This window comes from Rhodococcus sp. NPDC078407, assembly GCF_044542515.1.
Taxonomy (GTDB): Bacteria; Actinomycetota; Actinomycetes; order Mycobacteriales; family Mycobacteriaceae; genus Rhodococcoides.
Map to the genome: position 1 here is coordinate 123621 of NZ_JBITUQ010000009.1, position 25120 is coordinate 148740.

22 protein-coding genes are annotated in these 25120 nt (G+C 64.6%); 2 read left to right on the top strand and 20 right to left on the bottom strand.

The features are described 5' to 3' along the window. Window positions 1–238 precede the first annotated feature (238 nt). From ACIGGF_RS11955 to ACIGGF_RS11985, 7 genes are all read right to left on the bottom strand, one after another. Window positions 239–583 (bottom strand): Lsr2 family protein, encoded by a 345-nt coding sequence (locus ACIGGF_RS11955; protein WP_397521523.1) that lies wholly within the window; start codon window positions 581–583, stop codon window positions 239–241. Window positions 584–983: 400 nt separating this feature from the next. After that, window positions 984–1289 carry a DUF2469 domain-containing protein gene (locus tag ACIGGF_RS11960; RefSeq protein WP_397521524.1) on the bottom strand — a complete coding sequence of 102 codons (306 nt, stop codon included), beginning with the start codon at window positions 1287–1289 and terminating at the stop codon, window positions 984–986. Window positions 1290–1326: 37 nt separating this feature from the next. Then, complete coding sequence (locus tag ACIGGF_RS11965; RefSeq protein WP_397521525.1) at window positions 1327–2121, bottom strand: ribonuclease HII; 795 nt, start codon at window positions 2119–2121, stop codon at window positions 1327–1329. Then, window positions 2118–2870 (bottom strand): signal peptidase I, encoded by a 753-nt coding sequence (gene lepB / locus ACIGGF_RS11970; protein WP_397521577.1) that lies wholly within the window; start codon window positions 2868–2870, stop codon window positions 2118–2120. Before lepB ends, ACIGGF_RS11965 begins: the two co-directional genes overlap by 4 nt. Window positions 2871–3078: 208 nt before the next feature. Then, the gene (gene rplS / locus ACIGGF_RS11975) at window positions 3079–3420 is read right to left on the bottom strand and encodes a 50S ribosomal protein L19 (protein ID WP_032378188.1); all 342 of its coding nucleotides are present in this window, start codon (window positions 3418–3420) and stop codon (window positions 3079–3081) included. A gap of 132 nt (window positions 3421–3552) precedes the next feature. Further along, on the bottom strand, window positions 3553–4356 hold the full coding sequence (locus ACIGGF_RS11980) for a hypothetical protein (protein WP_397521578.1): 804 nt from the start codon (window positions 4354–4356) through the stop codon (window positions 3553–3555). Between the two features lie 159 nt (window positions 4357–4515). Further along, window positions 4516–6861 carry a Tex family protein gene (locus ACIGGF_RS11985; RefSeq protein ID WP_397521526.1) on the bottom strand — a complete coding sequence of 782 codons (2346 nt, stop codon included), beginning with the start codon at window positions 6859–6861 and terminating at the stop codon, window positions 4516–4518. Window positions 6862–6929: 68 nt separating this feature from the next. On the opposite strand from ACIGGF_RS11985, the gene ACIGGF_RS11990 reads away from it, so the two are divergent. Then, entirely contained in the window at window positions 6930–7883 is a 954-nt protein-coding gene (locus ACIGGF_RS11990; protein ID WP_397521527.1) for a hypothetical protein, read from the top strand. A 5-nt stretch (window positions 7884–7888) separates the two neighbouring features. Here the strand turns inward: ACIGGF_RS11990 and trmD are convergent, their stop codons facing one another. From trmD to ftsY, 12 genes are all read right to left on the bottom strand, one after another. Continuing rightward, window positions 7889–8569, bottom strand: a complete 681-nt coding sequence (gene trmD, locus ACIGGF_RS11995; protein ID WP_397521528.1) for a tRNA (guanosine(37)-N1)-methyltransferase TrmD — start codon at window positions 8567–8569, stop codon at window positions 7889–7891. 3 nt (window positions 8570–8572) lie between these two features. Continuing rightward, a complete protein-coding gene (gene rimM, locus ACIGGF_RS12000; protein ID WP_397521529.1) occupies window positions 8573–9103 on the bottom strand; it encodes a ribosome maturation factor RimM in 531 nt (176 codons plus the stop codon). Between the two features lie 14 nt (window positions 9104–9117). Beyond that, window positions 9118–9360 (bottom strand): RNA-binding protein, encoded by a 243-nt coding sequence (locus tag ACIGGF_RS12005; protein WP_008717313.1) that lies wholly within the window; start codon window positions 9358–9360, stop codon window positions 9118–9120. Beyond that, window positions 9357–9836, bottom strand: a complete 480-nt coding sequence (gene rpsP, locus ACIGGF_RS12010) for a 30S ribosomal protein S16 (RefSeq protein WP_397521530.1) — start codon at window positions 9834–9836, stop codon at window positions 9357–9359. The genes ACIGGF_RS12005 and rpsP overlap by 4 nt, the downstream gene beginning before the upstream one ends. Before the next feature lie 186 nt (window positions 9837–10022). Further along, a complete protein-coding gene (locus ACIGGF_RS12015) occupies window positions 10023–10853 on the bottom strand; it encodes a lysostaphin resistance A-like protein (RefSeq protein ID WP_397521531.1) in 831 nt (276 codons plus the stop codon). Continuing rightward, window positions 10850–11956 carry an amidohydrolase family protein gene (locus ACIGGF_RS12020; protein WP_397521579.1) on the bottom strand — a complete coding sequence of 369 codons (1107 nt, stop codon included), beginning with the start codon at window positions 11954–11956 and terminating at the stop codon, window positions 10850–10852. The genes ACIGGF_RS12015 and ACIGGF_RS12020 overlap by 4 nt, the downstream gene beginning before the upstream one ends. Window positions 11957–11975: 19 nt before the next feature. Continuing rightward, a complete protein-coding gene (gene ffh / locus ACIGGF_RS12025) occupies window positions 11976–13535 on the bottom strand; it encodes a signal recognition particle protein (protein WP_397521532.1) in 1560 nt (519 codons plus the stop codon). Between the two features lie 147 nt (window positions 13536–13682). Continuing rightward, window positions 13683–14651: a peptidoglycan DD-metalloendopeptidase family protein gene (locus ACIGGF_RS12030; protein WP_397521580.1), complete on the bottom strand. Its 969-nt coding sequence runs from the start codon at window positions 14649–14651 to the stop codon at window positions 13683–13685. 205 nt (window positions 14652–14856) lie between these two features. Continuing rightward, window positions 14857–17388, bottom strand: a complete 2532-nt coding sequence (locus ACIGGF_RS12035) for a [protein-PII] uridylyltransferase (protein ID WP_397521533.1) — start codon at window positions 17386–17388, stop codon at window positions 14857–14859. Then, window positions 17378–17716: a P-II family nitrogen regulator gene (locus tag ACIGGF_RS12040; RefSeq protein WP_276139341.1), complete on the bottom strand. Its 339-nt coding sequence runs from the start codon at window positions 17714–17716 to the stop codon at window positions 17378–17380. The genes ACIGGF_RS12035 and ACIGGF_RS12040 overlap by 11 nt, the downstream gene beginning before the upstream one ends. Before the next feature lie 72 nt (window positions 17717–17788). After that, window positions 17789–19078 carry an ammonium transporter gene (locus tag ACIGGF_RS12045; protein ID WP_397521581.1) on the bottom strand — a complete coding sequence of 430 codons (1290 nt, stop codon included), beginning with the start codon at window positions 19076–19078 and terminating at the stop codon, window positions 17789–17791. Window positions 19079–19279: 201 nt separating this feature from the next. Further along, on the bottom strand, window positions 19280–20707 hold the full coding sequence (gene ftsY, locus ACIGGF_RS12050) for a signal recognition particle-docking protein FtsY (protein WP_397521534.1): 1428 nt from the start codon (window positions 20705–20707) through the stop codon (window positions 19280–19282). Window positions 20708–20801: 94 nt separating this feature from the next. Here ftsY and ACIGGF_RS12055 point away from each other — a divergent pair, with 94 nt between their 5' ends. Further along, window positions 20802–21434, top strand: a complete 633-nt coding sequence (locus tag ACIGGF_RS12055; RefSeq protein ID WP_397521535.1) for an MSMEG_1061 family FMN-dependent PPOX-type flavoprotein — start codon at window positions 20802–20804, stop codon at window positions 21432–21434. A 16-nt stretch (window positions 21435–21450) separates the two neighbouring features. Here the strand turns inward: ACIGGF_RS12055 and smc are convergent, their stop codons facing one another. Then, a complete protein-coding gene (smc, locus tag ACIGGF_RS12060) occupies window positions 21451–25104 on the bottom strand; it encodes a chromosome segregation protein SMC (protein ID WP_397521536.1) in 3654 nt (1217 codons plus the stop codon). Between the last annotated feature and the right edge of the window lie 16 nt (window positions 25105–25120).

The following is a 25120-nucleotide window of genomic DNA, read 5'->3' on the forward strand; positions in this document are numbered from 1 at the left end:
GGACAACTGCTCCCCTGTGGACAAAGGCAGAACATGTGCGGCGACGAGTTGCCGAGTGTGTCGGACCTTCGTGTCAGGGCGGTCCAGAATTCCACGGCCTCGAGCAAATGGCCTGTCCACGCACGAAACTCCGCCCGAATTCAGAATTCGGACGGAGCTGATGCAGAGCGTCGGCACGTCGAGTCAGGTGCCGAAGAGATGTAGTGGGCAACGCCGAACGTAGGCGCTACCGAACGATTCAGTGAGCAGCTTCGTACGCTGCTTGCACGTCCTGACTGATCCGGCCGCGGGCACTGACCTCGTGGCCGTTCTCGCGTGCCCAGGCCCGAATGTCCTGAAGATCGACCTTGCCACGAGCCGGTGCCGGAGCGGCACTGCCCTTACGGGTGCGGCGGCCGGAGATCTTCTCGGCATGTTCGATCCAGAAAGCCAACTGTTCGTGCAATTCGTTGGCATGTTTGAGATTCAAATCGATGCGGTACTGGTTTCCACCGATGCCGAATTCGATGGATTCACCTTGGCCGTCTTTGATAACCGAACCATCGACATCGTCGATCATCTGCACAAGTGTCTTGCGTGCCATCTCGTACCTCTTACACGTCTGGGGGATGCGATATTCAAGTTGTACCACCCATTCTTGGATCGGCGCAAAGAACTTCGCGCTTTGTGCGACGTGTCGAATCGACGAATTACCGTGTGGATATCTCGAGAAATTTCCAGAGAATAGTCGTCTAAATCCAATACTCTTGCTGCACAACCATCTTCGACGAGAGAATGGCCGCTGCCAGACCGGTCTGGACCGAGCCGTCCGTCGGATGAACAGGAAAACAGGGCCTTCGGAACTATTTGGTCGGATGTCCAGCTTCTATGAGGATTGCCGCCGAGACCGTTGCTGCCCGCTCGGCGGCTCGAAAACCTGATGTGTTCGATCGGGTGCGAGGCGTCGTCTACCGCGCCGGCCCGCCGAGTTCGGGCGGAGCCGGCTATTCGGGGAGGCGAAGGTCCGGCTTGTCCAACTCTTCGATGTTGACGTCCTTGAACGTGATCACTCGGACGTGCTTGACGAAACGGGCGGGGCGATACATGTCCCACACCCACGAGTCGGACATTCTCAACTCGAAGTAGATTTCACCGTCGGCGTCGTGCGGAATGAGTTCGACGGAGTTCGCCAGATAGAACCGACGTTCGGTTTCGACGACGTAGTTGAACTGACCTACGATGTCCCGATACTCGCGATACAGCGAGAGCTCCATCTCGGTTTCGTACTTTTCGAGATCTTCGGCACTCATCGGTCTCTTTCATCCTCCAGTCGGGCGTGAATGGCCATCATCGCGCACCGGCGTCGCGGCAGTCCATTCGCCCCAGGGCGTCGACCCCAGGAGTGGAGCCTGCGGAACGACTCCCGGACAAATAGCGTGACATGCCCGCGGCCGCCGCGGCAACGTTGGCATAGGACATGCGGTGTTCCCGGCTCGGCCCGAGTGCCGTCATCGCGGCGGAATGCGCGCGAGTGCTGTACCCCTTGTGCACGGCGAATCCGTAGCCGGGAATCTCGTCGTCCAGCTGCACCATCAATCGATCGCGCGAGACCTTCGCCAACACGCTGGCGGCAGCGATGCACGCGGCGGTGGCGTCGCCGCCGATCACCGGCAGAGACGGAACAGGCAGGCCGGGCACCCGAAAGCCATCGGTGAGCACGTACCCGGGGGTCACACCCAGCCGGGCGACGGCGCGACGCATTCCCTCGATGTTCGCGACGTGCACCCCGATGCGATCGACCTCGGCAGCGTCGATGAACACCACGCTCCATGACACTGCGAGCTTCTGGATCTTCGGGAACAGCTCCTCCCTGCGACGCTCGGTGAGCTTCTTGGAGTCGTCGAGGTCGGCCAGAGCCGCGTGGGCACGCGCTCCGAGTACACATGCCGCCACCGTCAGCGGGCCGGCGCACGCTCCCCTACCGGCCTCGTCCACACCTGCGACCGGGCCGAGGCCGCTGCGTTCCAGAGCAGATTCCATCGTCCGTAAGCCAGAGGCTCTCCGAATGACCGGACGTGGCGGCCACGACGACCGAGTCAGAGTCGCTCGTGCGCGCGGCACGCGGCGGGGGGCCGCCGTCATCGACCTTGAATGTCGGGAGAGTCCAGGAGCCCGGTCCGCGACGGCGGCAGCGCGATGAACACGGCCTTGCCGATCACGTTGTCGAGAGGAACGGTGCCGATGAACTCGTCGGTGACGTGGTAACGAGAATCTCGCGAGTTGCTCCGATTGTCACCCATCACCCAGATGTTGCCGTCCGGCACCGTGACGGGGTCGAAGCATCGTCCGGACTTCAATTCGGTGTCGCACGTCATCGTTCCCGGAGTGAACGGGAAATCCATCTGTATGTACGGCTCGTCCAGCGGTTGCCCGTCCACGAGAACTCGGCCCTGGTCGTCACAGCATTCGACTGTCTGACCACCGGTGGCAATGACGCGCTTGACCAGATCGTTCTCGTCCGGAGCGACGACTCCGATCAAGGCACCCACCTCTTGGGCCCCGCGAACGACGGAATTGTCGGAGCGCTGCGATACGAATTCGTCGTTCCACGAATCCGGTCCACGGAAGACGACGATGTCCCCGGGCTTCGGGTCGCCGAACCGGTAGCCGATCTTCTCCACCACTATTCGGTCACCGGTGCAGCCGATACAGCCGTGCAAGGTCGGCTCCATCGATTCGGACGGGATCAGATACACCCGGGCGACGAATGTCTGGAGCAGAAAACTCAACACCAGCGCTACCAGAATGAGGATGGGAAGCTCACGCCAGAACGAGCGGGGCTTGCGCTCCCGACGCTTGCTCTGCGAAGACTCGTCGTCGGATTCATCGATGGGATCCTGTGGGGACTGCGTCACGTCAACAGGTTAGCCGGAACGATCGTCTGCACTGCCGGACGGTGTGTGCACCGGTGTTTCGGACGGCCGTGTGCCTCACTGAGGACAGCGAGGCCGAGGGCAACCGCACCCGAAACGCATCATGCCGCGTCGCCCGAATGGGCGACGCGGCATGAAGGAACTACGAGGAGCCGGGCGGAACCGGTCAGCGCTTTTCCTTGATCTTGGCGGCCTTGCCACGCAGATCGCGGAGGTAGTACAGCTTGGCGCGACGGACGTCACCACGGGTGAGGACCTCGAACTGCGCAATGTTGGGGCTGTGCACCGGGAAGGTGCGCTCGACGCCGACACCGAACGAGACCTTGCGGACCGTAAACGTTTCGCGAACGCCACCGCCCTGACGCCGGATGACGACGCCCTTGAAGATCTGAATGCGCTCTTTGGAGCCTTCGATAACCTTGACGTGCACGTTCAGTGTGTCGCCGGGGCGGAAATCGGGGATGTCGCCACGCAGCGACTGATTGTCGAGAAAGTCCAGAGTGTTCATCGGTAATGCCATCCTTGCGTTCTGCGCATGAGTAGAGGAACCGAGCGGCTCGTCGAATCAACGGCTCGACTGGTTCGTACTCCGAGTGAGGTCCGTGCCTGCTAGAGGCAACCCGACCATTGTGCCAGACCATCAGGCGTTCGACGAAATCGACGATTCACAGCGTGCAGCCGAACCGCCGGCCATCGGCGCAGGTAACACCGTCCGCGACAATTCGTGCTCGGTGGCCTCACGGGCATGCACCATGCTCGGCTTGCCTGCGATCACGTCCTGGAGATAGATCTTGGCCCGGATGATCGGCCGTCGCCACCGCTTCTCTCGGCGCAGCGCCCGTTCCATCTTCTTCGGCCTGGTCGTGTAGCGCCACCTTGCCCACGGGGCGCTCGGCCTGCTCAAACGCAGGGCGGCCAGAACGAGAATCGGCAGGACGAACAGCCCGAGCAGCCCGGTCCAGATCTTGCCCTTGAGCAGGACAACGACGCACAGGGCCAGGTTGATCAGCGCCAGGACTGCCAGCGCACTGCGCACCCATGGATCGGGGTCGGCTCGAAAGTCGGCCGGGCTCAACAGCTCCAGCGGGTGAAAGCCCAGCAGCAGCAGGCCGGTGAACGCCACCGCGGCGAACACGGCATCCACCGACGTACGGCCTTGTTCGGACCAGTAGACATCGCGGAGATAGAAGATCAACGCGAACTCGTCGAGGACCAGAGCGGCACCGATACCGAAGATCGCCGCCAGCACCGCCCCGACCGACTCGGAACCGTCGACGTACACCGCGATCAAACCGATCCCCGCCAACAACATCAGCACGATCCCGAACACGACGTGATGTATGTGTTGCCCACCGGGAGTGATGTTGCCGGGCCACCACTTCACATCCGCGCGAATCATCCTGACGCTGAGACGAATCAGCAGAAATCCGACCAGCAGTCCCATCAGGAAACACAGAAGTGGCAGTCGGCCGTGATCGACGACCCCGTGCTGCAACCACCTCACGTGCGACCCACGTCCTTCCTGACGACCGGTCGGTGCATCGGATTTCACACTATTCGTGATCCGAGCCACGGAGGGCAGCATCGACCGAGGAACCGCTCGCTACTTTCCGAATCCCGCCTTCCGTAACGCGTCTGCCATCGAACCGGCCGCCGGTGCGGCCTGCTGTCCACCACCGCGGCGGTCACGCTGGGGCCGTGCGTCACGCCGATTGCCCTGGTCGGGACCGGCAGCTCGCCCCTGACCTCGGGGTCGCTCGCTCTGTTGTCCGCGTGCGGCGTCCTTGCCGCCGGTACCCCCCGGCTCGTCGTCCAGACGCAGACTCAATCCGATGCGCTGACGCGGAAGGTCGACCTCCATGACCTTGACGCGAACGACGTCACCGGATTTGACGACCTCACGAGGGTCCTTGACGAAGTTGTGCGACATCGCAGAGACATGCACGAGTCCGTCCTGATGCACGCCGACGTCGACGAAAGCACCGAATGCCGCCACGTTGGTCACGACACCCTCCAGCGTCATCCCCGGCTTCAGATCGGCCACCTTCTCGATACCGGCCGCGAAAGTAGCGGTCTTGAATTCCGGGCGAGGGTCGCGTCCGGGCTTCTCGAGCTCGGCGATGATGTCGGTGACCGTGGGCAGACCGAATCGCTCGTCGACGAATTCACCGGGATCGAGTCTGCGCAGGAGTGTCGTGTTGCCGACAACCTCACGCACCCCGACTCCCGCCTTTCCGACGATACGGCGCACGACGGGGTATGCCTCCGGGTGCACGCTCGACCGATCGAGTGGATCTTCTCCGCCGGAGATGCGCAGGAACCCAGCGCACTGCTCGAACGCCTTGGGCCCCAGTCGTGGTACTTCTTTGAGCTTGCTGCGGCTGGCGAACGGCCCGTTCTGGTCGCGATGCGCCACGATGCTCTCGGCGAGTGAACCGGCGATGCCGGAGACCCTCGACAGAAGCGGGACCGACGCCGTGTTCACGTCGACACCGACCGCGTTCACCGCGTCCTCGACGACGGCACCGAGAGAACGGGCCAGCAATGTCTCCGATATGTCGTGCTGATACTGCCCGACGCCGATGGATTTGGGATCGATCTTGACCAGCTCGGCCAGCGGATCCTGCAACCTGCGGGCGATCGAGACCGCTCCGCGAATCGAGACATCGAGCTCGGGCAACTCACTCGACGCGTACGCAGACGCGGAGTACACCGACGCTCCGGCCTCGGACACCACCACCTTCGTCAGGTTCGCGGCCGGGAACTTGGTGATCAATTCTGCTGCCAGCGAGTCGGTTTCACGCGATGCGGTGCCGTTACCGATGGCGATCAGTTCGACCTTGTGCTTGGCGGCCAGGCCTGCGAGCGTGGCCACGGCCTGATCCCACTTGCCCTGTGGCTTGTGGGGATAGATCGTGTCGTAATCGACGACCTTTCCGGTGGCGTCGACGATGGCGACCTTGGTGCCGGTACGGAAGCCCGGGTCCAGACCCATCGTGGTGCGGTTGCCCGCCGGAGCCGCGAGCAGCAGGTCCTTGAGGTTGCTCGCGAACACGTCGACGGCGTCCTTCTCGGCGGATTGGCGCAGCCGCATTCGAGTATCGAGGGATACCGTCACCAGCATTTTGGTGCGCCACGCCCATCGGACGGTATCGAGCAGCCACTTGTCGGCGGGACGTCCCCGATCGGCGATCCCGAACTTGGTGGCGATCCGGCCCTCGTAGGCGCTCGGCACCCCTGGCGTCGGTTCGTCACGCTCTGGCTCGAACCCGAGCGAGAGCACCTCCTCCTTCTCACCTCTGAGCGTGGCGAGGATGCGATGCGAGGGCAGGCTCGTGAACGATTCGGAGAACTCGAAATAATCGGAGAACTTCGAGCCTTCCTCCTCCTTGCCCTTGCGAACCGACGCGACCAGCTTGCCGGACGTCCACATCAGCTCACGGAGTTCACCGACCAGGTCGGCGTCCTCGGCGAAACGCTCGACGAGAATCGCGCGCGCACCGTCGAGTTGCTCCTGATCGAACCCCGCCGGGTCGGTGGTGGGGTCGGAGAACAGCGCATCGGCGACGGGCTCGTGCCCGGCCTCCCTCGCGATCTGGGCCTTGGTTCGGCGCTTCGGCTTGAACGGCAGATAGATGTCCTCGACGCGCGCCTTGGTGTCGGCCGACATCAACGACTGCTCGAGCGCGGCGTCGAGCTTGCCCTGCGAGCGAATGGACTCGATGACGGCGTCTCTGCGCTCGTCGAGCTCCCGCAGGTACCGAAGCCGCTCGTCGAGTTGACGCAGCTGCGTGTCGTCGAGGGTGCCGGTGACTTCCTTGCGGTAGCGCGCGATGAACGGGACCGTCGAACCGCCGTCGAGCAGTTCCACGGCGGCACGAACCTGTTCTTCGCGAACATCGAGTTCTTCGGCTATGCGCTTGTTCACAGATTTCAGAGCAGTGGTCACGGCGATGGACCCTACCGCTACTGTGGGACGAGTCGGTCGGCGGTTCAACGTGTGAGAGAGAGACGCGGATGGTCAGGGGGTCCCGTTTCCTGGCTGCGACCTGCGCCTGTCTGGTGTTGGCGGGGTGCTCGGCTCCTCCCGACGATCAGATCGGAGACTCCGCCTCGAAGGACACCGCCGAGACGTCGGCATCGCCCTTTCCCGATATCGACAAGGTCGACGGCGTCGCTCTCGACGCTCGCATCCCGATGGCCATCGCGTCGGCTCGAGCCCGCGGTGCAGACGTCGACTTCGCACTACTCGACCGCCAGACCGGTTCCTTCTACCGCAGCAACGCCGACGTACAGGTCGAAACTGCGTCGGTGTCCAAGCTCTTCATCGCCGACGAGGTCTTGTTCCGAGCGCAGTCGGAGAACCGCCCGGTATCCGCCGACGACATCGCCACCATGGCCGACATGCTCGAGTCGTCCGACGACAACGCTGCATACACACTCTGGTACCGCTACGGCTCGTCCGAGATCATCCGTACGGTCGCTGCCCGATACGGCCTGACCAGCACCACCCCGCCGGCCGACGACCAGTGGTACAACACCGAAACCACACCGGGTGATCTGGTCGGTTACTACGCGGGCCTACTCAACGGTGGCGGTGGGCTGACAACGGCATCGACTAACGTCATCGTCGGCATGCTCCGACAATCGGCACCGATCGCCACTGACGGCTACGCACAGCACTTCGGGATTGTCGACGGGCTGCCCGGCGAGAGCGTGCACGCTGTCAAACAGGGCTGGATGTGCTGTGTTGCCGATCGCTGGGTGCACTTGTCCACCGGCACGATCGGTGTCGCCAACCGGTACGTTCTGGCTCTGTCCTCGCGCGAGGACATCTTCTACACCGACGACATGGAGAGCTATCCGGACACCGCGGTTGTCGACGTCAGCGACGACGGCAGCGCGCGGCACGCCAGGGACACTCTCACCGGGTTCGTCTCGATGCTCTTCCCCGGCGGTACCGTCAGCTGAATCGCTCAGTCCTGCAGCAGGTCCGGACGACGCTCGGCGGTTCTGTGCAGTGATTGCTCTCGACGCCACGCGGCGATCTTCGCGTGATCACCCGACAGCAGTATCTGCGGTACATCGAGATCTCGCCATTGAGCGGGGCGCGTGTAACTCGGCCCTTCGAGCAGACCGTCGGAGAACGAATCCTCCTGATGCGAGCGCTGATTGCCCAGTACTCCCGGCATCAGCCGCACTACGGCCTCGGCCATGACGAGGACGGCCGCCTCGCCGCCGATGAGCACGTAGTCTCCGATGCTTACTTCCTCGACACGGACGCGGCGTGCGGCGTCGTCGAACACGCGTTGATCGATGCCCTCGTACCGGCCGCAGGCGAACACGAGATGTTGCTCCGAGGACCATCGCTCGGCTGTTCGCTGCGTGAACGGCACTCCGGCCGGAGTCGGGACGACGAGCAGTGAATCGCTCGTCAGCACGTCGTCGAGCGCGTCGCCCCATACCGTCGGCTTCATGACCATTCCCGGTCCACCGCCGTAGGGCGAATCGTCGACGGCCTTGTGCACGTCGTGGGTCCACGATCGAAGATCATGAACCTCGACCGAGACAAGGCCGCGGTCGATCGCCTTGCCCAGCAACGCAGTGCGCAGTGGTGTCAGGTACTCCGGAAAGATGGTGACAACGTCGAGACGCACGATCTACTCCGGATCCAGCAGACCCTCGGGCGGATCGATCTCGATCGTCTTGTCGGACAACGACACCGACGTCACGATCGCGGCCACGAAGGGCACGAGAATTTCGGCGCGAGTCGCGCCGTCAGGTGTGATGGAGAGCAACTCGCCGGCTGCCGAGTGCAGCACCTCGCGAACCGTTCCTACGGTCGAACCGTCGGTCAGCTTCACCGTGAGGCCCTCGAGTTCGTGATCGTAGAACTCGTCCGGGTCGTCGGACGGTGGAAGATCGGTGGATTCGACGACGAACAGTATGCCGCGCAGTTGGTCGGCAGCCGTCTTGTCGTCGATTCCGTTCAGACGCAGCAGAAGCCGCCCGGAGTGTTCCCGGACGGCGTCCACTATGTACGAATCCGGCAGTGCGGTCGATCGCGGCCTGCGGCCACGAAGTACTGTGCCGGCGGCGAAGCGGTCGTCGGGGTCGTCCGTACGGACCTCGACTACGACTTCTCCTTTGATGCCGTGCGACTTCGCAACACGGCCGATGACGAGCTCCATGGTGGGTACGTGACCTAGTGATCCGTGTCGACCACGTCGACGCGAATGCCGCGCCCACCGATACCCGAGACGAGTGTGCGCAGGGCCGTCGCGGTGCGACCACCGCGTCCGATCACCTTACCGAGATCGTCCGGATGCACGTGGACTTCCACCGTGCGGCCGCGACGGCCGGTGATCATCTCGACGCGAACGTCATCGGGATTGGCGACGATGCCGCGAACGAGGTGTTCGACAGCATCGGCGACAACGGCACTCACTTCTCAGCAGCCTCGGCGGCCGGCGCGTCTGCCGTCTCGGTTGCTGCAGCGTCGGTGGTCTCTGCGGCGGCCGAATCGTCCGACTTCGGTGCCTTCTTCTTCTTTGCGGTGGTGGCCTCACCCTGCGGCTCGGAATCGGCCTGAGCCAGCGCGGCGTTGAACAGGTCGAGCTTCGAAGGCTTGGGCTCGGCGACGCGAAGAGTTCCTTCGGTGCCGGGCAGGCCCTTGAACTTCTGCCAGTCGCCGGTGATCTTCAGCAGCGCTTCGACGGGCTCGGTCGGCTGCGCGCCGACACCCAGCCAGTACTGCGCGCGCTCGGAATTGATCTCGATGATGCTGGGGTCCTGCTTGGGCTCGTACGTGCCGATCGTCTCGATCGCACGGCCGTTACGGCGGGTGCGAGCATCGGAGATGACGACGCGGTAGTGCGGGGTGCGGATCTTGCCGATACGCATGAGCTTGATCTTGACAGCCATGTTCTGGTGGAGCCTCTCGAAAGTTGGTCACGGCGCAATTCAGCGGTTCGCACGGCATGCGAACCCGGTTTTGCGTTGAGGGTTGTTGTGACCGCCGCTCGGTACGTAACCGGATGACGGGCGAACAGCTGTTCATTGTGCCAGACGAGACGGGCGATCGGTGAATCGCCCTGCGAACCGGCTCCCTCAGACAAGCAGGACCACCAGAGCCGGCAGGGTGTTGTTCATCGGGTGTGCGGTGGTCGACGCGACGATCGAGCCGGTCCGCATCCTGGCGATACCGATTGCCAGCCCGCCCCACAGCAGAATCAACAAGCGCCACCATTCGCGGTGCCAGATCGCGAAGACGACCGCCGTGATCGCCAGTACCACCCACCGATTGCCCAGCCATGCCATCGGCATCGGGCGAGTGCGCTTCTCGAGCGCTCCCCAGAGCATGCCGCGAAACATCGTCTCCTCGCAGATCGGTGCGCCGATCCAGATCCACACGGCAAGAACGATTTTCCAGCCCATTGCGGTATCTGTGACATTGCCCAACGGCGTCCGGTCGTCTAACTGGAGGCTCGACAGAAGCACCAGCGCGAGCAGCAGTCCACCGACCACCGCCACACCACCCCAGGCCACTCCGGACCGAAGCTGGCCCAGCAGTTCGGAACTGGATCTGGGAAGACCGAAATCCAGGACGGGACCGTTGCCACGCAATACCGAGATCACCACGGCCAGTCCGGCAGCGAGCACGCTGGGAATCATGATGCCCACGACGAACAGTGCCGAGGTCTGGGTCGTCACGACCAGTCCGAGAAGCAGGAAGCCCGCCAGGTTGACGCCCAGAACGAGTGCCGCCGCGGGTAATCCCCATCGCTGACCGCGTCGACGCTGCTCAGCCGCCTGTTCTGCCCGCCAATAGGTCTGGGACAGGCCCGAACCCTGCTGCTGGACGTGATTCATCGGTGCCATTCCGGACCAGCTCGGAAGTGCCGAATCGGACTGTTCCGCAGCGCTTTTCGGTTCGGTCACCCTGGGGTCGCCGATCCACCGGTCGTGCGGCCGCGCCGGTCGGTCACGCGCCCCCGCAGAATCACCAGCTCCGGGTCGGCCAGCACGTCCGGCCCTCCGCGGGGATCCTCGGAGTAGACGACGAGGTCTGCGGGTGCGCCGTCCACGAGCCCCGGCCGTCCCAGCCAGGACCGCGCGTCCCAGCACGCAGCGCCGAGGGCGTCCGTCGGAGAGAGCCCCACACGCACGAGCGCCGCGACCTCGTCGGCGATGCGGCCGTGCGCGATCGACCCACCGGCATCGGTGCCCGCGTAGATGGGAATTCCCGCATCGTGCGCGCGTCCGACCGTGTCCGCCACGCGCGCGTGCAGCGCCCGCATGTGCCGGGCGTACACCGGGTAACGGGTGGCGGAATCGGCGATTCCGGGGAACGTCTCGATGTTGATCAGAGTCGGCACCAGCGCGGTTCCGTGCTCGACCATCATCGCGATGGTCTCGTCGGTCAGACCGGTGCCGTGCTCGATGCAATCGATTCCCGCCGCAATCAATCCGGGAAGAGCGTCTTCGCCGAAAACATGCGCAGTCACCCGGGCACCCTCGGCATGAGCAGCGTCTATGGCGTCGACGAGGATCGAGTCGTTCCACAGCGGTCGGAGATCACCTACCGAGCGATCTATCCAGTCGCCGACGAGTTTGACCCAACCATCGCCGAATCGGGCTTGCTGAGCAACCGCCTGGGGCAGCTGCGACTCGTCCTCGATGTCGATTGCCAAACCCGGTATGTACCGCTTGGGCGACGCGATGTGTCGGCCTGCTCTGATGATCCGAGGAAGGTCGTCGCGCTGGTCCAACTCACGAGTGTCCACCGGGGACCCGGCATCGCGAAGCAGCAACGCGCCGACGCCTCGCTCGGTCTCGGCCTGCTCTATCGAACCCTGCAGGTCCGTGTGTCCGCCGCCGTATCGGATTCCGACATGGCAGTGGGCATCGACGAGTCCGGGCACGACCCAACCACCATCGTGAACGAAATCCGCATCCGCGATCGGCGCCACCGACAGGACACCGTGGTCGATCCACAGATCGACCTCGGACCCATCCGGCAGTCCGCGGCCGCGCACCCGCATCGCCGACACGCCGCGACGCTTACTTCTTCGGCAGTTTCAGCTGCGAGAGATCGATGCCTTCGAGCCCCGGCGGCAACTGGTCGAGGCCCTTGGGCATCGACGACAGATCGGGCATTCCGGCCGGCATCCCACCCGGCATTCCGGGGAAGCCACCGCGGACCTTCGGCTGCGTAGGGCCACGTGCGCCCTTTTTGCCTTTCTTGCCCTTCTTGTTGTTGCGCACCTGCTTGCGCGCGCCGGGCATACCCATGCGGCCGGCCATCGCCGACATCATCTTGCGTGCCTCGAAGAACCGATCGACAAGCTGATTGACGTCGGAAACCTTGACGCCCGAACCGTTTGCGATGCGCAACCGCCGTGACGCGTTGATAATTTTCGGGTCGGTCCGCTCCTGCGGCGTCATGCCCCTGATGATCGCCTGGACGCGGTCGAGTTGCTTCTCGTCGACGTTGGCGAGTTCTTTCATCTGACCCGCGCCGGGCAACATACCCAACAGATTTCCGATGGGACCCATCTTGCGGACGGCCATCATCTGCTCGAGGAAGTCGTCGAGCGTGAGTTGGCCGGAGCCGATCTTGTTGGCTGTGGCCTCGGCCTGCTCGGCGTCGAAGTGCTGCTCGGCCTGTTCGATGAGGCTGAGCACGTCACCCATACCGAGGATGCGGCTGGCCATACGGTCGGGGTGGAAGACGTCGAAGTCTTCGAGCTTCTCACCGGTCGAGGCGAACATGATGGGCTGCCCGGTCACTTCACGGACACTGAGTGCCGCGCCGCCACGAGCGTCGCCGTCGAGCTTGGTGAGCACGACACCGGTGAAGCCAACGCCGTCACGGAACGCCTCGGCGGTGCTGACGGCATCCTGACCGACCATGGCGTCGAGCACGAACAGAGTTTCGTCCGGCTCGACTGCGTCGCGAATCCCCGCAGCCTGGCTCATCAGCTCGGTGTCGATGCCGAGACGGCCAGCGGTGTCCACGATGACCACGTCGTACTGCTTGCTGCGGGCCTCGGCAACGCCTGCGCGGGCCACCTCGACCGGGTCCGCGGCCGAGACACCGAGTGCGTTCTCGCCGCCGCCGATCGATGTGCCGGGATGCGGTGCGAAGACGGTTGCGCCGGCACGCTCTCCCACGATCTGAAGCTGGCTCACGGCTCCGGGCCGCTGCAGATCGCACGCGACGAGCAGAGGAGTATGTCCCTGGCCCTTGAGCCATTTGGCAAGCTTGCCCGCCAGTGTCGTCTTGCCCGAACCCTGCAGGCCGGCAAGCATGATCACCGTGGGCGGGTTCTTGGCGAAGACGAGTCTGCGGGTCTCGCCGCCGAGAATTCCGACGAGTTCCTCGTTGACGATCTTGACTACCTGCTGCGCCGGGTTGAGCGCACCCGATACCTCAGCGCCTTTGGCACGAACCTTGATGCGGTTGATGAACTCCCGCACGACGGGCAGTGCCACGTCCGCTTCGAGAAGGGCCAGGCGAATCTCGCGGGCCGTGGCGTCGATATCCGCACCGGACAGTCGACCTTTGCCACGCAGGTCCTTGAGAGTCCCGGCCAACCTGTCGGAAAGGGATTCGAACACCGATTGCACTCCTGAGCTAGCCGATCACCGAAAACGAGCCGAATCCGGCACAGTCACCAGACTAGCGCCAGCACGAGCCGTCGTCGCTGGGGCGTGCAGCAGTCGTGTCGTTCCAGGACAGGCTTGTCGTGCCCGGACGAACTCGGGTCAGGCTTTGCGGGCGGAATCGTTCCACGTCAATGCCACTCCGCGCGTCGAAAGCCACTGCGCCGGATCGACCTTGGCACTGGAAGGATCGTGCACCTCGAAGTGCAGATGCGGACCGGTCGACTGGCCACGGTTGCCGACGGTGGCGATCTGCTCGCCTGCCGAGACACGCTGACCGGGCTGCACCGAGAAGTCGTTGACGTGCCCGTAGACCGTCTCGGTGCCGTCGTCGTGCCGAACCTTGACCCAGAGACCGAACCCGGCAGCAGGGCCGGCGTCGGAAACCGTACCGTCGGCGGCCGCGTAAATCGGTGTTCCGATGGGTGCCGCCACATCGAGGCCGCTGTGCTGCGTACCCCATCGCGATCCGAAATTGGACGTCAAAACTCCCGCTACCGGCTGGACCGTAGCCTTCTTCAACGTCTTCAGACTCTCGAGCGGCGACACCGGCCCCGCTCCCCCGAATCCGACGTCGCCGAGCCACTGCTGAGCCGCCGCGTCCACCTCGGGCCCGAGGGCGGCGAGCGGTCCCGGAGTGGGTGCCTGTGCGGCCGTGTCCGACGGAACTGCCGACAGATCGGGCTGTGGCGTCGGAGCCTGGTCCGGTGCCGCCTGCGGGGGCACGAACTGCGGTGGCACGAACTGCGGTGGCGCGAACTGCGGTGGAGCGAACTGCGGGGGCATGAACTGTGGTGGCACGAACTGCGGTAGTTCGAATCCGACAGGCAGCAGACCTTCCGGGACGGCGAAGGGGAATCCGGCCGCAGGCGGTTCCGGGACGGGTGCCGCTCCTGCAGTACCTGCGCCCATCGTCGTCGCGCCGACGACGATGGCCCCGGTGGCGGCAACGATAGTGGCCGCGCGCCGGCCTGACTCCGTGACTTCTTCTGCGGCACGATGTTTGCCGCCCTGCGCACTCGATGCCGTGTCGGCCGGTGCGTAGATGTTCGACCGTCGGTGTGATCCCACAGTGCGCGCCTCTCGAAATATCAGAAGTGGAGCCTGCACGAACGTCGAGACGCTCGAGCAGTGGAGTCCGCAGAAGTCGACCGCGACGGCCGCTCGTGCTTCGGTGACGAACATAACAAAACGGCATCGATTGAAAACCCATCGGCCGAAAGTTAGTGAGAAGTCACCACGGCGTGTCGGTATGCAACTGCATTCGGACCCGAAGTCAGGTGCCTTCGGGCTTCTCCGGGGGCTTGGGGGGTTCGGGAGCCGGTACCACTGCGAGTATCGCTCCCTCGAGGTCCTCCCTGACGGCCCTGCTGTCCGCTCCGGCCAAGTCGATACAGAACGAGTCGACCACCGAACTGCCCAATGTCGAGACTCGCGCCCACCGGATATCCAATCCCTGCTGCTCGATGGCACTGGCAAGCCGACAGAGCAGACCGAGCCGATCCTCTGCTCGCAGTTCCAGCACCACTTGGCCCGGTTCGTGGTCGTCGAACCACAGCACCCGGGGCGGCGCCTGCGCATACAGAACCGGCACCGCCGACTCCTCTCCGTCGTCCTCGACGGTCTCGGTTCTGGCGTCGCGTTCCTTGGCGTCCAGTACCGCGACGAGATCGAGCTCGCCGGCCTGGGCACGAATGATTTCCTGCCGGAGCAGGCCGGCCTGCGGCGGAGCCCCGAACAGCGGTGCCACGTCGAACGAGTTGATCGCCGAACCCTCGTGACTCCCGAGCGATGCGGACAGCACGCGAAGTGAATGCAGGGCCAGTACTCCGGCAGCGTCGGAGAGCAGACCCGGGGTGTCGGGAGCGACGACCGTGACGACGAAGGTGTGGAGCCCGTCGGTCGGAGTGATGTCGACGTGCACGCCTCCCCGAGCCGCCAGTTCGATGTGGGCGGGGTCGAGCGGATCCGGCGAGGGTAGAGATTCCCCCGCCATCACCAGTCGACAACGTCGCACGAGCTCGCGAATGAGGGACGCCTTCCAGTCGCCCCACACACCAGGGCCTGTGGCGAGTGAATCCGCCTCGGCGAGAGCATGGAGAAGCTCGAGCAGAATGGTGTCGGCACCGAGCGCGTCGACGACGGTCTGCACTGTCGCAGGGTCGTCGAGGTCGCGTCGAGTGGCGGTCTCCGGTAGCAGCAGGTGATATCTCACCATTGCCGTCAGAAGGGCTACGTCGGATGGCCACAGCCCGAGCCTGTTACCGATCTGAATTGCGAGGTCTGCACCGACGACGCTGTGATCGCCGCCGCGCCCCTTGCCGATGTCGTGAATCAGGGCACCGAGAACCAGGAGGTCCGGACGCGCAACCCTGGTGGTCAGTGCGCTTGCGTACGCGGCGGTTTCGACCAGATGCCGATCGACTGTCCACGTGTGCACCGCATCTCGAGGCGGTAGGTCGCGCACTGCGCCCCACTCCGGAATCAGCCGGCCCCACAGCCCCGTTCGGTCCAGCGCTTCGATGGCCGCGATGGCTTTTCGCCCCGATCCGAGCAGGACGAGAAGATCGTTGAAAGCCTCCTTGGGCCACGGCTCGCGTAGTTCGGGTGCACTGTCCGACAATCGGTTGAGTGTCGATGCCGACATCGGCATTCCGGTCTGTGCTGATGCCGCCGCGACGCGCATGATCAGACCCGGGTCCTTGTTGGGTCGTGCGTCACGGGCGAGAACGACCTCACCGGCGTGTTCGACGACCCCCTCGTCCAGCGGACGACGTACCGGCACTCGACGGAGACGTGAAAGGCCTTTTCTCGGCAACGAGTTTCCGGCAGTGCGCAACCCGACGTCCACCGAGTAGCTGATCGTGCGAGCCGAATCACTCAGTACGCGTGCAAGATCGAAACGGTCGCCGATTCGCAACGCGGCACCGATCTCGTCGGCGTCCTGCGCGCGCAGTTGATCCCGCGCTCGTCCGGCCACGCGGTGCAGTTCGGTACGGACGTCGAGCAACCTCCCGTGCGCGAAAGCCAAACCGCCACCCGGTGATTCGGGTCCGAGACCGGGCATTCCGTCGGTGAGTTGAGCGATGGAAAGCGCGTCGAGAAGTTGTACGTCGCGCAATCCGCCGCGACCACTCTTCAGATCGGGCTCGGCGCGGTGCGCGATTTCACCGCTGCGTACCCACCGACCGCGGGTCTGTTGGATCAGTTCGTCGAAGCGTCCGCGAATTCCGGTGCGCCACTGACGACGTACGCCGCCGATCAACAGGTTGCTCAATTCCACGTCACCGGCGATGTGGCGGGCCTCGAGCATGCCGAGCGATGCCGTCATGTCGGCCGCAGCCACCTGCAGAGCCTGCGGCACCGTGCGCACGCTGTGATCGAGCTTGATGTGGGCGTCCCACAGTGGGTACCAGAGCTTGTCGGCGACGTCGGCCACGATGCGTGGGTCGAGATCGTCGTGCAGCAGAATCAGATCCAGGTCCGAGAACGGCAGCAGCTCACGGCGCGCCAGACCACCGACCGCGACGATCGCGAAGCCCGAGTCCGGTTTGATCCCCAGTTCGGCACCCTTGGTCGTCAGCCAGAACTCGTGAAGATCGACCAGAGCCTGCCTCAGAGACGGGGCATCGAGCCGACGGTTGCGCGTGCCGCCGTCGAGTAGCTGTTTTCTTGCGCGAGCAAGATCTGCTGCAGCATCGCTCGTGCCTTTCGATGCAGAGCCCATGGAGACCGAAGGCCCCGATCCTGACGCTGTCGCGCCAGAACCGGGGCCTGCAGCCCGAGACCCTGTGGGGTCAGAGTGCATCAGCGCCACGTTCTCCGGTACGGACTCGAATGACCGAGTCGACCGGGGAAACCCACACCTTGCCGTCACCGATCTTGCCGGTGCGCGCTGCCTCGACGATGACCTCGACGACCTTGTCCACTGCGGCGTCGTCGACGACTACCTCGACACGGACCTTCGGCACGAAGTCGACCGAGTACTCGGCACCTCGGTACACCTCGGTGTGACCCTTCTGGCGGCCGTAGCCCTGAACTTCACTGACTGTCATTCCGAGTACGCCGGCCTGCTCCAGCCCCGTCTTGACGTCCTCCAGGGTGAACGGTTTGACGATTGCCGTGATCAGCTTCATTTTTGATTCCCTTCACAAGACCTCGAGTGCCCGTTGTCGTACGGTGCAGCGTTCATCTCTATCTCTACCTTGTCAGGCGAAATCATATGCAGTCTCGGCGTGCTCGGCTTCGTCGATGCCGTTCGCCTCCTCCTCGTCCGTCACACGCCAGCCGAGTGGCTTGAGCGCAAACGCGACGACCGCGGTGACGATGGCGGTGAAGACCAGAGCGAACAGCGCAATGACGATCTGCACGACGAGTTGCTTGTAGTCACCGCCGTAGAACAGGCCGGTTTCGGATGCGAGGAAGCCGATTCCAATCGTTCCCCACAGGCCTGCCACGAGGTGGACGCCCACTACGTCGAGCGAGTCGTCGTAGCCGAACTTGAACTTCAGTCCGACAGCGAGCGCGGAGAGCACACCGGCGATGACGCCGAGAATCATGGCACCGACGGGCGTGAGCGTGCCTGCGGCCGGGGTGATGGCAACAAGACCCGCAACGATGCCCGAGGCAGCGCCGAGGCTGGTGGCGTGGCCGTCACGAATGCGCTCGGTGATGAGCCAGCCCACGATTGCGGCTGCGGTGGCTGCGGTGGTGTTGACCCAGGCCACGCCTGCGATGCCGTCGGCGGCGAAAGCGGAGCCGGCGTTGAACCCGAACCAGCCGAACCACAGCAGTGCTGCGCCGAGCATGATGAACGGAAGGTTGTGCGGGCGGTAGGCGACCTTACCGAAGCCTGCCCGCTTGCCGATGATGATGGCCAGGATCAGGCCGGCGATACCGGCGTTGATGTGCACCACGGTGCCGCCGGCGAAGTCGATCGGAGCCACGCTGGCGACGAGTCCGCCGTCACCGTCATCGGTGGTGCCGAAAATCATTGCAGCAAGGCCGTCCTCGGACCCGGAGAGCAGTCCGCCGCCCCAGACCATGTGAGCCAGCGGGAAGTAAGCGAGGGTGACCCAGATGCCGGCGAACGCGAGCCAGGTGCCGTACTTGACACGACCGGCGATCGAGCCGCTGATCAATGCCACCGTGATGATGGCGAAGGTCACCTGGAACGCCACGTCGATGACGTTGGCGTAGCCCCATGCGCCGGCAATGTAGTTGCCGTCGGCATCGGTGATCGAGTCCTTGAGACCGAAGAACTCGAACGGGTTGGCAAAGACACCACCGATGTCCTGGGTGCCGTAGGACATCGACCAGCCCCACAGGAAGTAGATGATCGAGACGACGGCCATGGCTCCGAACGACATCATCATCATGTTCAACACGGACTTCTGCTGCGACATACCGCCGTAGAAGAACGCCAAGCCCGGCGTCATCAGCAGTACCAGCGATGCTGCCATCAGCATCCACGCGGCGTTGCCGGAGTTGGCCAACATATCCTCGGGACTCACGTACACCCTCCATTCTCCTGCACACCGGTTGGCGCGCCGTTACGCAAGAAGACTGGTTTCACGAAGTTTCATCCGTGACACTCGGGTGTTTCGGACATGTGAACGCATGACCGAATTCTGTTGCAAAAAGGTTTCGTGCTGGCGTTTGTGCTTTTTCCCGGTTTGCGAACTACCCGAAAGTTGCCGTCAGCCGAGCAACGCGTCGACGAACGCGCCCGGCTCGAACGGGGCCAGATCGTCGGCACCTTCACCGAGACCGACGAGCTTGACGGGCACTCCGAGTTCACGCTGCACCTGAAACACGATGCCACCCTTCGCGGTTCCGTCGAGCTTGGTCAGTACGACTCCCGTGATGTTCACGATCTCGGCGAAGACCCGGGCCTGCGTCAGCCCGTTCTGGCCGACGGTTGCGTCGAGAACGAGCAACACGTCGTCGACGTGGGCCCGCTTTTCGATGACCCGCTTGACCTTGCTGAGCTCGTCCATCAGACCCGATTTGGTGTGCAACCGTCCCGCGGTGTCGATCAGCACCACATCGACACCGTTCTCTATCCCCTTGCTCACCGCGTCGAAGGCGACAGCGGCCGGATCCGCGGCCTCCTTGCCGCGAACCACCTCGGCACCCACGCGTTCGGCCCAGGTCTGCAGCTGATCGGCTGCAGCTGCACGGAACGTGTCGGCGGCTCCGAGGAGCACGCGCCGTCCGTCCGCTACCAGCACCCGGGCCAGCTTCCCCGTTGTCGTGGTCTTGCCGGTGCCGTTGACCCCGACCACCAGCAACACGGCAGGCGCGCCGGCATGCGGAAGCGCGCGAATCGACCGATCGAACTCGGGGTGCAGCTGCGCGACGAGGATCTCGCGCAGCAGCGCGCGTGCATCGGCTTCGGTGCGAATACTGCGCGCCGCCATCTGCTCACGCAGAGTGCGCATGATTTCCGCAGTCGTGGCCGAGCCGATATCGGCGATCAGCAGGGTGTCCTCGACCTCTTCCCAGGAATCCTCGTCCAGATCACCGCCGCCGAGCAATCCGAGCAGACTCTTGCCCACAGCGGACTGAGACCGAGCCAGACGACCGCGAAGACGATCGAGCCGGCCCTCGGTGGGATCGATGGTGTCCAGTCGAGGAGCAGGAGCCTCGGTCTCCGGTACCCGCTCCGGTACAACGACCTCGGGGGCAGGCTCCGGCACCACGGGCCGGGTGGGCTCAGCGGGTGCGGTGGGCTGAACGGGCTCAGCGGGCTCAGCGGGCTCAGCGGGCTCGACGGGTGCAGCGGGCTCAGCGGGTGCGGTGGGCTCGGGTTCGAGCACCTCCGGCTCGTCCGGGGTGGGCGTGGGCACCGGCGTCGGTTCGACCGGGACGGTCTCGGGAGCCTTCGGAGCCGGCGGAACGGCGGGCTCTGCGGTCGCCGTGCCCTGGCTGAACGAGAAACCACTGCCGGCCGTGTAGCCACCGGATCTGTCCTTGGTGGCCGCGTCCTCGATGCGAGCGGCCTCGTCCGACTTGAGCGAGACTCTCCGTCGACGGGAGAGCACCAGCCCGACGACGAGAACGACCAGTAGGACAGCGGCGATCGCCGCGACGATGATCCATGCTTGGTTACTCACGTACCCCATCCTGTCAGGCGTTCACGGCCGTTGGTCACCGGTGGTGCTCCACCCGAGAAAAGCACTGTCCCCCAGCCGGGCCGTGTCGATAGCATCTGAAGTCATGGAGTGGACGACGGTTCGTGACGCAGCCCGATTGACGGAGATGTTCGGCCAGCCGAGCTTCCGAGCCGCGAACAAGGACCGCAGCACATTGCATCCACTGGACGTGCAGTGGCTCGCCGCCTCCCCGTTCTGCCTGATGGGCACCTCGGACGCGAGCGGACGATGCGATGTCTCTCCCAAGGGCGACCCGCCCGGCAGCCTGGTGCATGTCATCGACGAGGCCACGATCGCACTCGCCGAACGTCCAGGCAATCGTCGGATGGACGGCTACCGGAACATTCTCGAGAACCCGTTCGTCGGACTGAACTTCTTCGTGCCGGGCCGAGGTGACACTCTGCGCATCGCCGGTCGCGCGTCGTTGGTGACCGACGCACCGTTCTTCGACGAACTGCAGGTCAAGGGGCACCGTCCGATCATGTGCCTCGTCGTCGACATCGAGCAGGTGTTCCACCACTGCGCCAAGGCGTTCATGCGGTCCAAGTTGTGGCAGCCCGAAACGTGGGATGCGGAGGCCCTACCCGACGTCGCGACACTGACCAAGGCACTGATTCCCCAGGCCCCCGAAACCGTCGAGGGGCTGCGGAAATACTACGGACCGTCCTACTCGGATCAGCTCTACCCTAAGCAGTAGGCGATCTGGACCGGCCCTAAGAGACCGTGTCCGATTCGACGACGGGTGGTGTCTCCGGCTCGGCTACGTCCACCGCGACGCGTTCTCGGTTCAATCGCTGCGAGATGACCGTAGTGATACCGTCGCCGCGCATGCTGACGCCGTACAACGCGTCGGCCACTTCCATCGTCGGCTTCTGGTGCGTGATGACGATCAGCTGCGACTTCTCGCGCAACTGCTCGAACAACCCGATCAGTCGCCGCAGGTTGGTGTCGTCCAGCGCTGCCTCGACCTCGTCCATGACGTAGAACGGTGACGGCCGAGCGCGGAAGATGGCCACCAGCATGGCCACCGCGGTCAACGATTTCTCGCCACCGGAGAGCAACGAGAGCCGCTTGACCTTCTTGCCGGGCGGGCGCGCCTCGACCTCGATTCCGGTGGTGAGCATGTCCGACGGGTCGGTCAGGATCAGACGCCCTTCGCCGCCGGGGAAGAGCTTGGCGAATACTCCGGTGAATTCTCTTTCGACGTCCAGCCAGGCTTCGGTGAAGACCTGCAGAATCCGATCGTCGACGTCGGCGACCACGCCGAGCAGGTCCTTGCGCGCGGACTTGACGTCTTCGAGCTGAGTGGACAGGAAGTTGTAGCGCTCTTCGAGGGCCGCGAACTCCTCGAGGGCCAACGGGTTCACCTTGCCGAGTGTGGCGAGATCCCGTTCGGCGCGTTTGGCCCGCTGCTCCTGGGTGGCGCGATCGAACGGCATCGGGGCGGGTGCCACCACCTGCTCGCCGCGTTCCTTGGCGGCCTCGTACTCGGCCATTTCGAGTTCGGTCGGGGGCAGCGTCGCATCCGGACCGTACTCGGCCACCAGATCGTCGAGGCCGATTCCATGCTGCTCGAGAATGGTCGTCTCGAGTTGTTCGATTCGCAGTGCTGCCTGCGCGCGGGCGACCTCGTCTCGGTGGACGGCATCGGTGATCGACGCAAGCTGGCCCTGCAGGGCCCGCACCTGTTCCTTGACCCTGTCGAGTTCGGCTGTGCGCGTAGTGCGTTCGGCGGCCAACTCGTCACGCCGTCGTGCCGCAGCAGCCACGACCGCTGCCAATCGAGCGGCGACCTCCTCACCCGATTCGCCGACGGCCGCAGCCACGGCCGCCGCGTGTCGTCGGGCCGCACTCTCGCGTTCGGCTCGCGCCCTGGCCTCACGTTCGGCTCGCGCCGCCCGTCGCAGTGAATCTGCGCGGCCGCGCACGGACTGTGCGCGCTCCTCGGCGGTCCGCACGTTCAGCCGAGCTTCGACCTCCACGGCACGTACTTCGGTGAGAGCCGCTGCCGCCATCTCCCGTTCCATGGTGGTCGCAGCATCACCGCTCTCGCCGTCTCCCGCGAAACCGGATTGCTCGTCCTCGGCCGTCCGCAAATTTTCTTCGAGCTCGGCCAGCCGCGCGATCGCTTCTTCTCGGCTGGCCTCGGCGGAGCTACGCTGCGTCGTCAATCGCGCCGACTCCGCATGAGCCGAACACGCCAGTTGACCCAAGCGGCCCAACTGCTCGTACACCGCCGCCATTGCCGCATCGGATTCGTTCAGGGCTGCGAGTGCTTGCTCGGCCGATTCCCGCCGGTCACGTTGTTCTTCCAACGCTCCCGCCAGCGCTGCGTCGAGCTCCTCGGCGCGGCGCACGGCGGCCGTCAACTCGACCGTCGACGTGTCGATCGCCGACTGCACCTCGAGGGTGCTGGGTCGACGGTCGGACCCGCCCGTCACCCAGCCGGGTTCGACGACATCGCCGTCTTTGGTGACAGCGCGCAGATTCCCGTGGTCCGAGACGAGACGGTGCGCAGCGTCGAGCGAATCGACGGCAGCGACGCCGTCGAGCAGTGCCGTCATCGCCCCGGCCAACCGATCCGGATAGTCGATCAGGTCCAGCACCCAGCGTGCGCCGCTCGGCAAATCCGAACGGCGAATGGGTTGTCCTGCAACGGCATTGCCGTGCACGATTGCCGCACGTCCGCCGTCGGCGGCACGCAGCGCCAGCACGGCATCGCGCGCCGCATCGAACGATTCGGCGTGTGCAGCATCGGCGGCCGGGCCCATGGCGACAGCCACCGCGATCTCGTACCCCGGTTCCACCGTCAGGTGGCCGGCGAGGAGCCCGGACAGGCCGTTCTGCTGGTTCTCCACCAACCAACCGGCACCGTCCTTGCGTTCGAGCCCCATCGTGAGTGCCTCGATCCGGGCCTCGAACGACGCCACCTTCTTACCCGCGATACGTTCCTCGGCCTGAAGTTCCGACACCCGGGCGTCGGCATGACGTAGTGCCGCGACGGCTCGCTCGTAGTGAGTGTCGAGGCTGAGCTCACTCGCGTCGAGAGTCCCGATCTGATCCTGCACGCTCTCGAACTCGTGCTGAGCCGATTCGCCACGCTCTCGGGCCTCGTCGATAGCCACCGACAAGCGCGCCACCTCGGCGTCGATCGACTCGACCTTGGTTCGGAAGGTGTCGACTCGGCCGGACAGGCGCGCGAACCCTTCGCGGCGGTCGGCCACCGCGCGCACGGCGGCGAGGTGGGCACGCTCGGCCGCCGCTGCCGCAGCCTCGCGCTCGGCCAACTGTTCTCGTGCCGCCTCGAGAGTTTCGCGTGCCATCTCGACGGCCTCGACGAGTTCCATCTCTTCCTCGGCCACTCGTTCGGCCTGTGCTTCGAGCTCGTCCGGGTCCTGCCCCCGACCGGTGCTCTGGACGGCGTCCAGATGCCGAGCACGTTCGTGCGCGATGCGTACCGTCGCATTCACGCGTTCGGCCAACGCGGAGAGGCGGAACCACGTCTGCCCGGCCGCCTCGGCGCTCGGCGTCAGCCGCGCCACCGCCTGCTCGTGTTCCGCGAGCGCCACGGTGCCAGCTTCGAGGGCATCTTGCACCATTGCGTACTGCTCGCGCGCCGCTTCCTCGTCCTGGGTCTGGTTCGCGAATTCTTCCCGTCTGGCCACCAGATCGTCGGCCACCAGTCGCAACCGGGCATCGCGCAGGTCGGCCTGGACGGTCTGCGCACGACGGGCAACCTCGGCCTGCCTACCGAGAGGCTTGAGTTGGCGGCGCAATTCGGTGGTGAGGTCGGTCAACCGCGCCAGATTGGCCTGCATCGCGTCGAGCTTGCGGACGGCCTTTTCCTTGCGCTTGCGGTGCTTGAGCACCCCGGCGGCTTCCTCGATGAAGGCCCGCCGGTCCTCGGGTCGCGATTCCAGGATTGCCGCCAACCGACCCTGCCCCACGATCACGTGCATCTCACGGCCGATACCGGAATCGCTGAGCAGTTCCTGGACGTCCATCAAGCGGCACGAACTGCCGTTGATCTCGTACTCACCCGCGCCGTCGCGGAACATACGCCGGGTGATCGAGACCTCGGAGTAATCGATCGGCAGTGCGCCGTCGGAGTTGTCGATCGTCAGAGTCACCTCTGCGCGGCCGAGCGGGGCGCGGCCGGACGTACCCGCAAAGATGACGTCTTCCATCTTCCCGCCGCGCAACGCCTTGGCACCCTGTTCACCCATCACCCAGGTCAAGGCGTCCACGACGTTCGATTTGCCGGAACCGTTGGGGCCGACAACACAGGTGATTCCGGGCTCGAAACGAAGAGTCGTCGCCGAAGCAAAGGACTTGAAGCCCTTGAGCGTCAGACTCTTGAGATACATAGCGTCCGTACTTTAC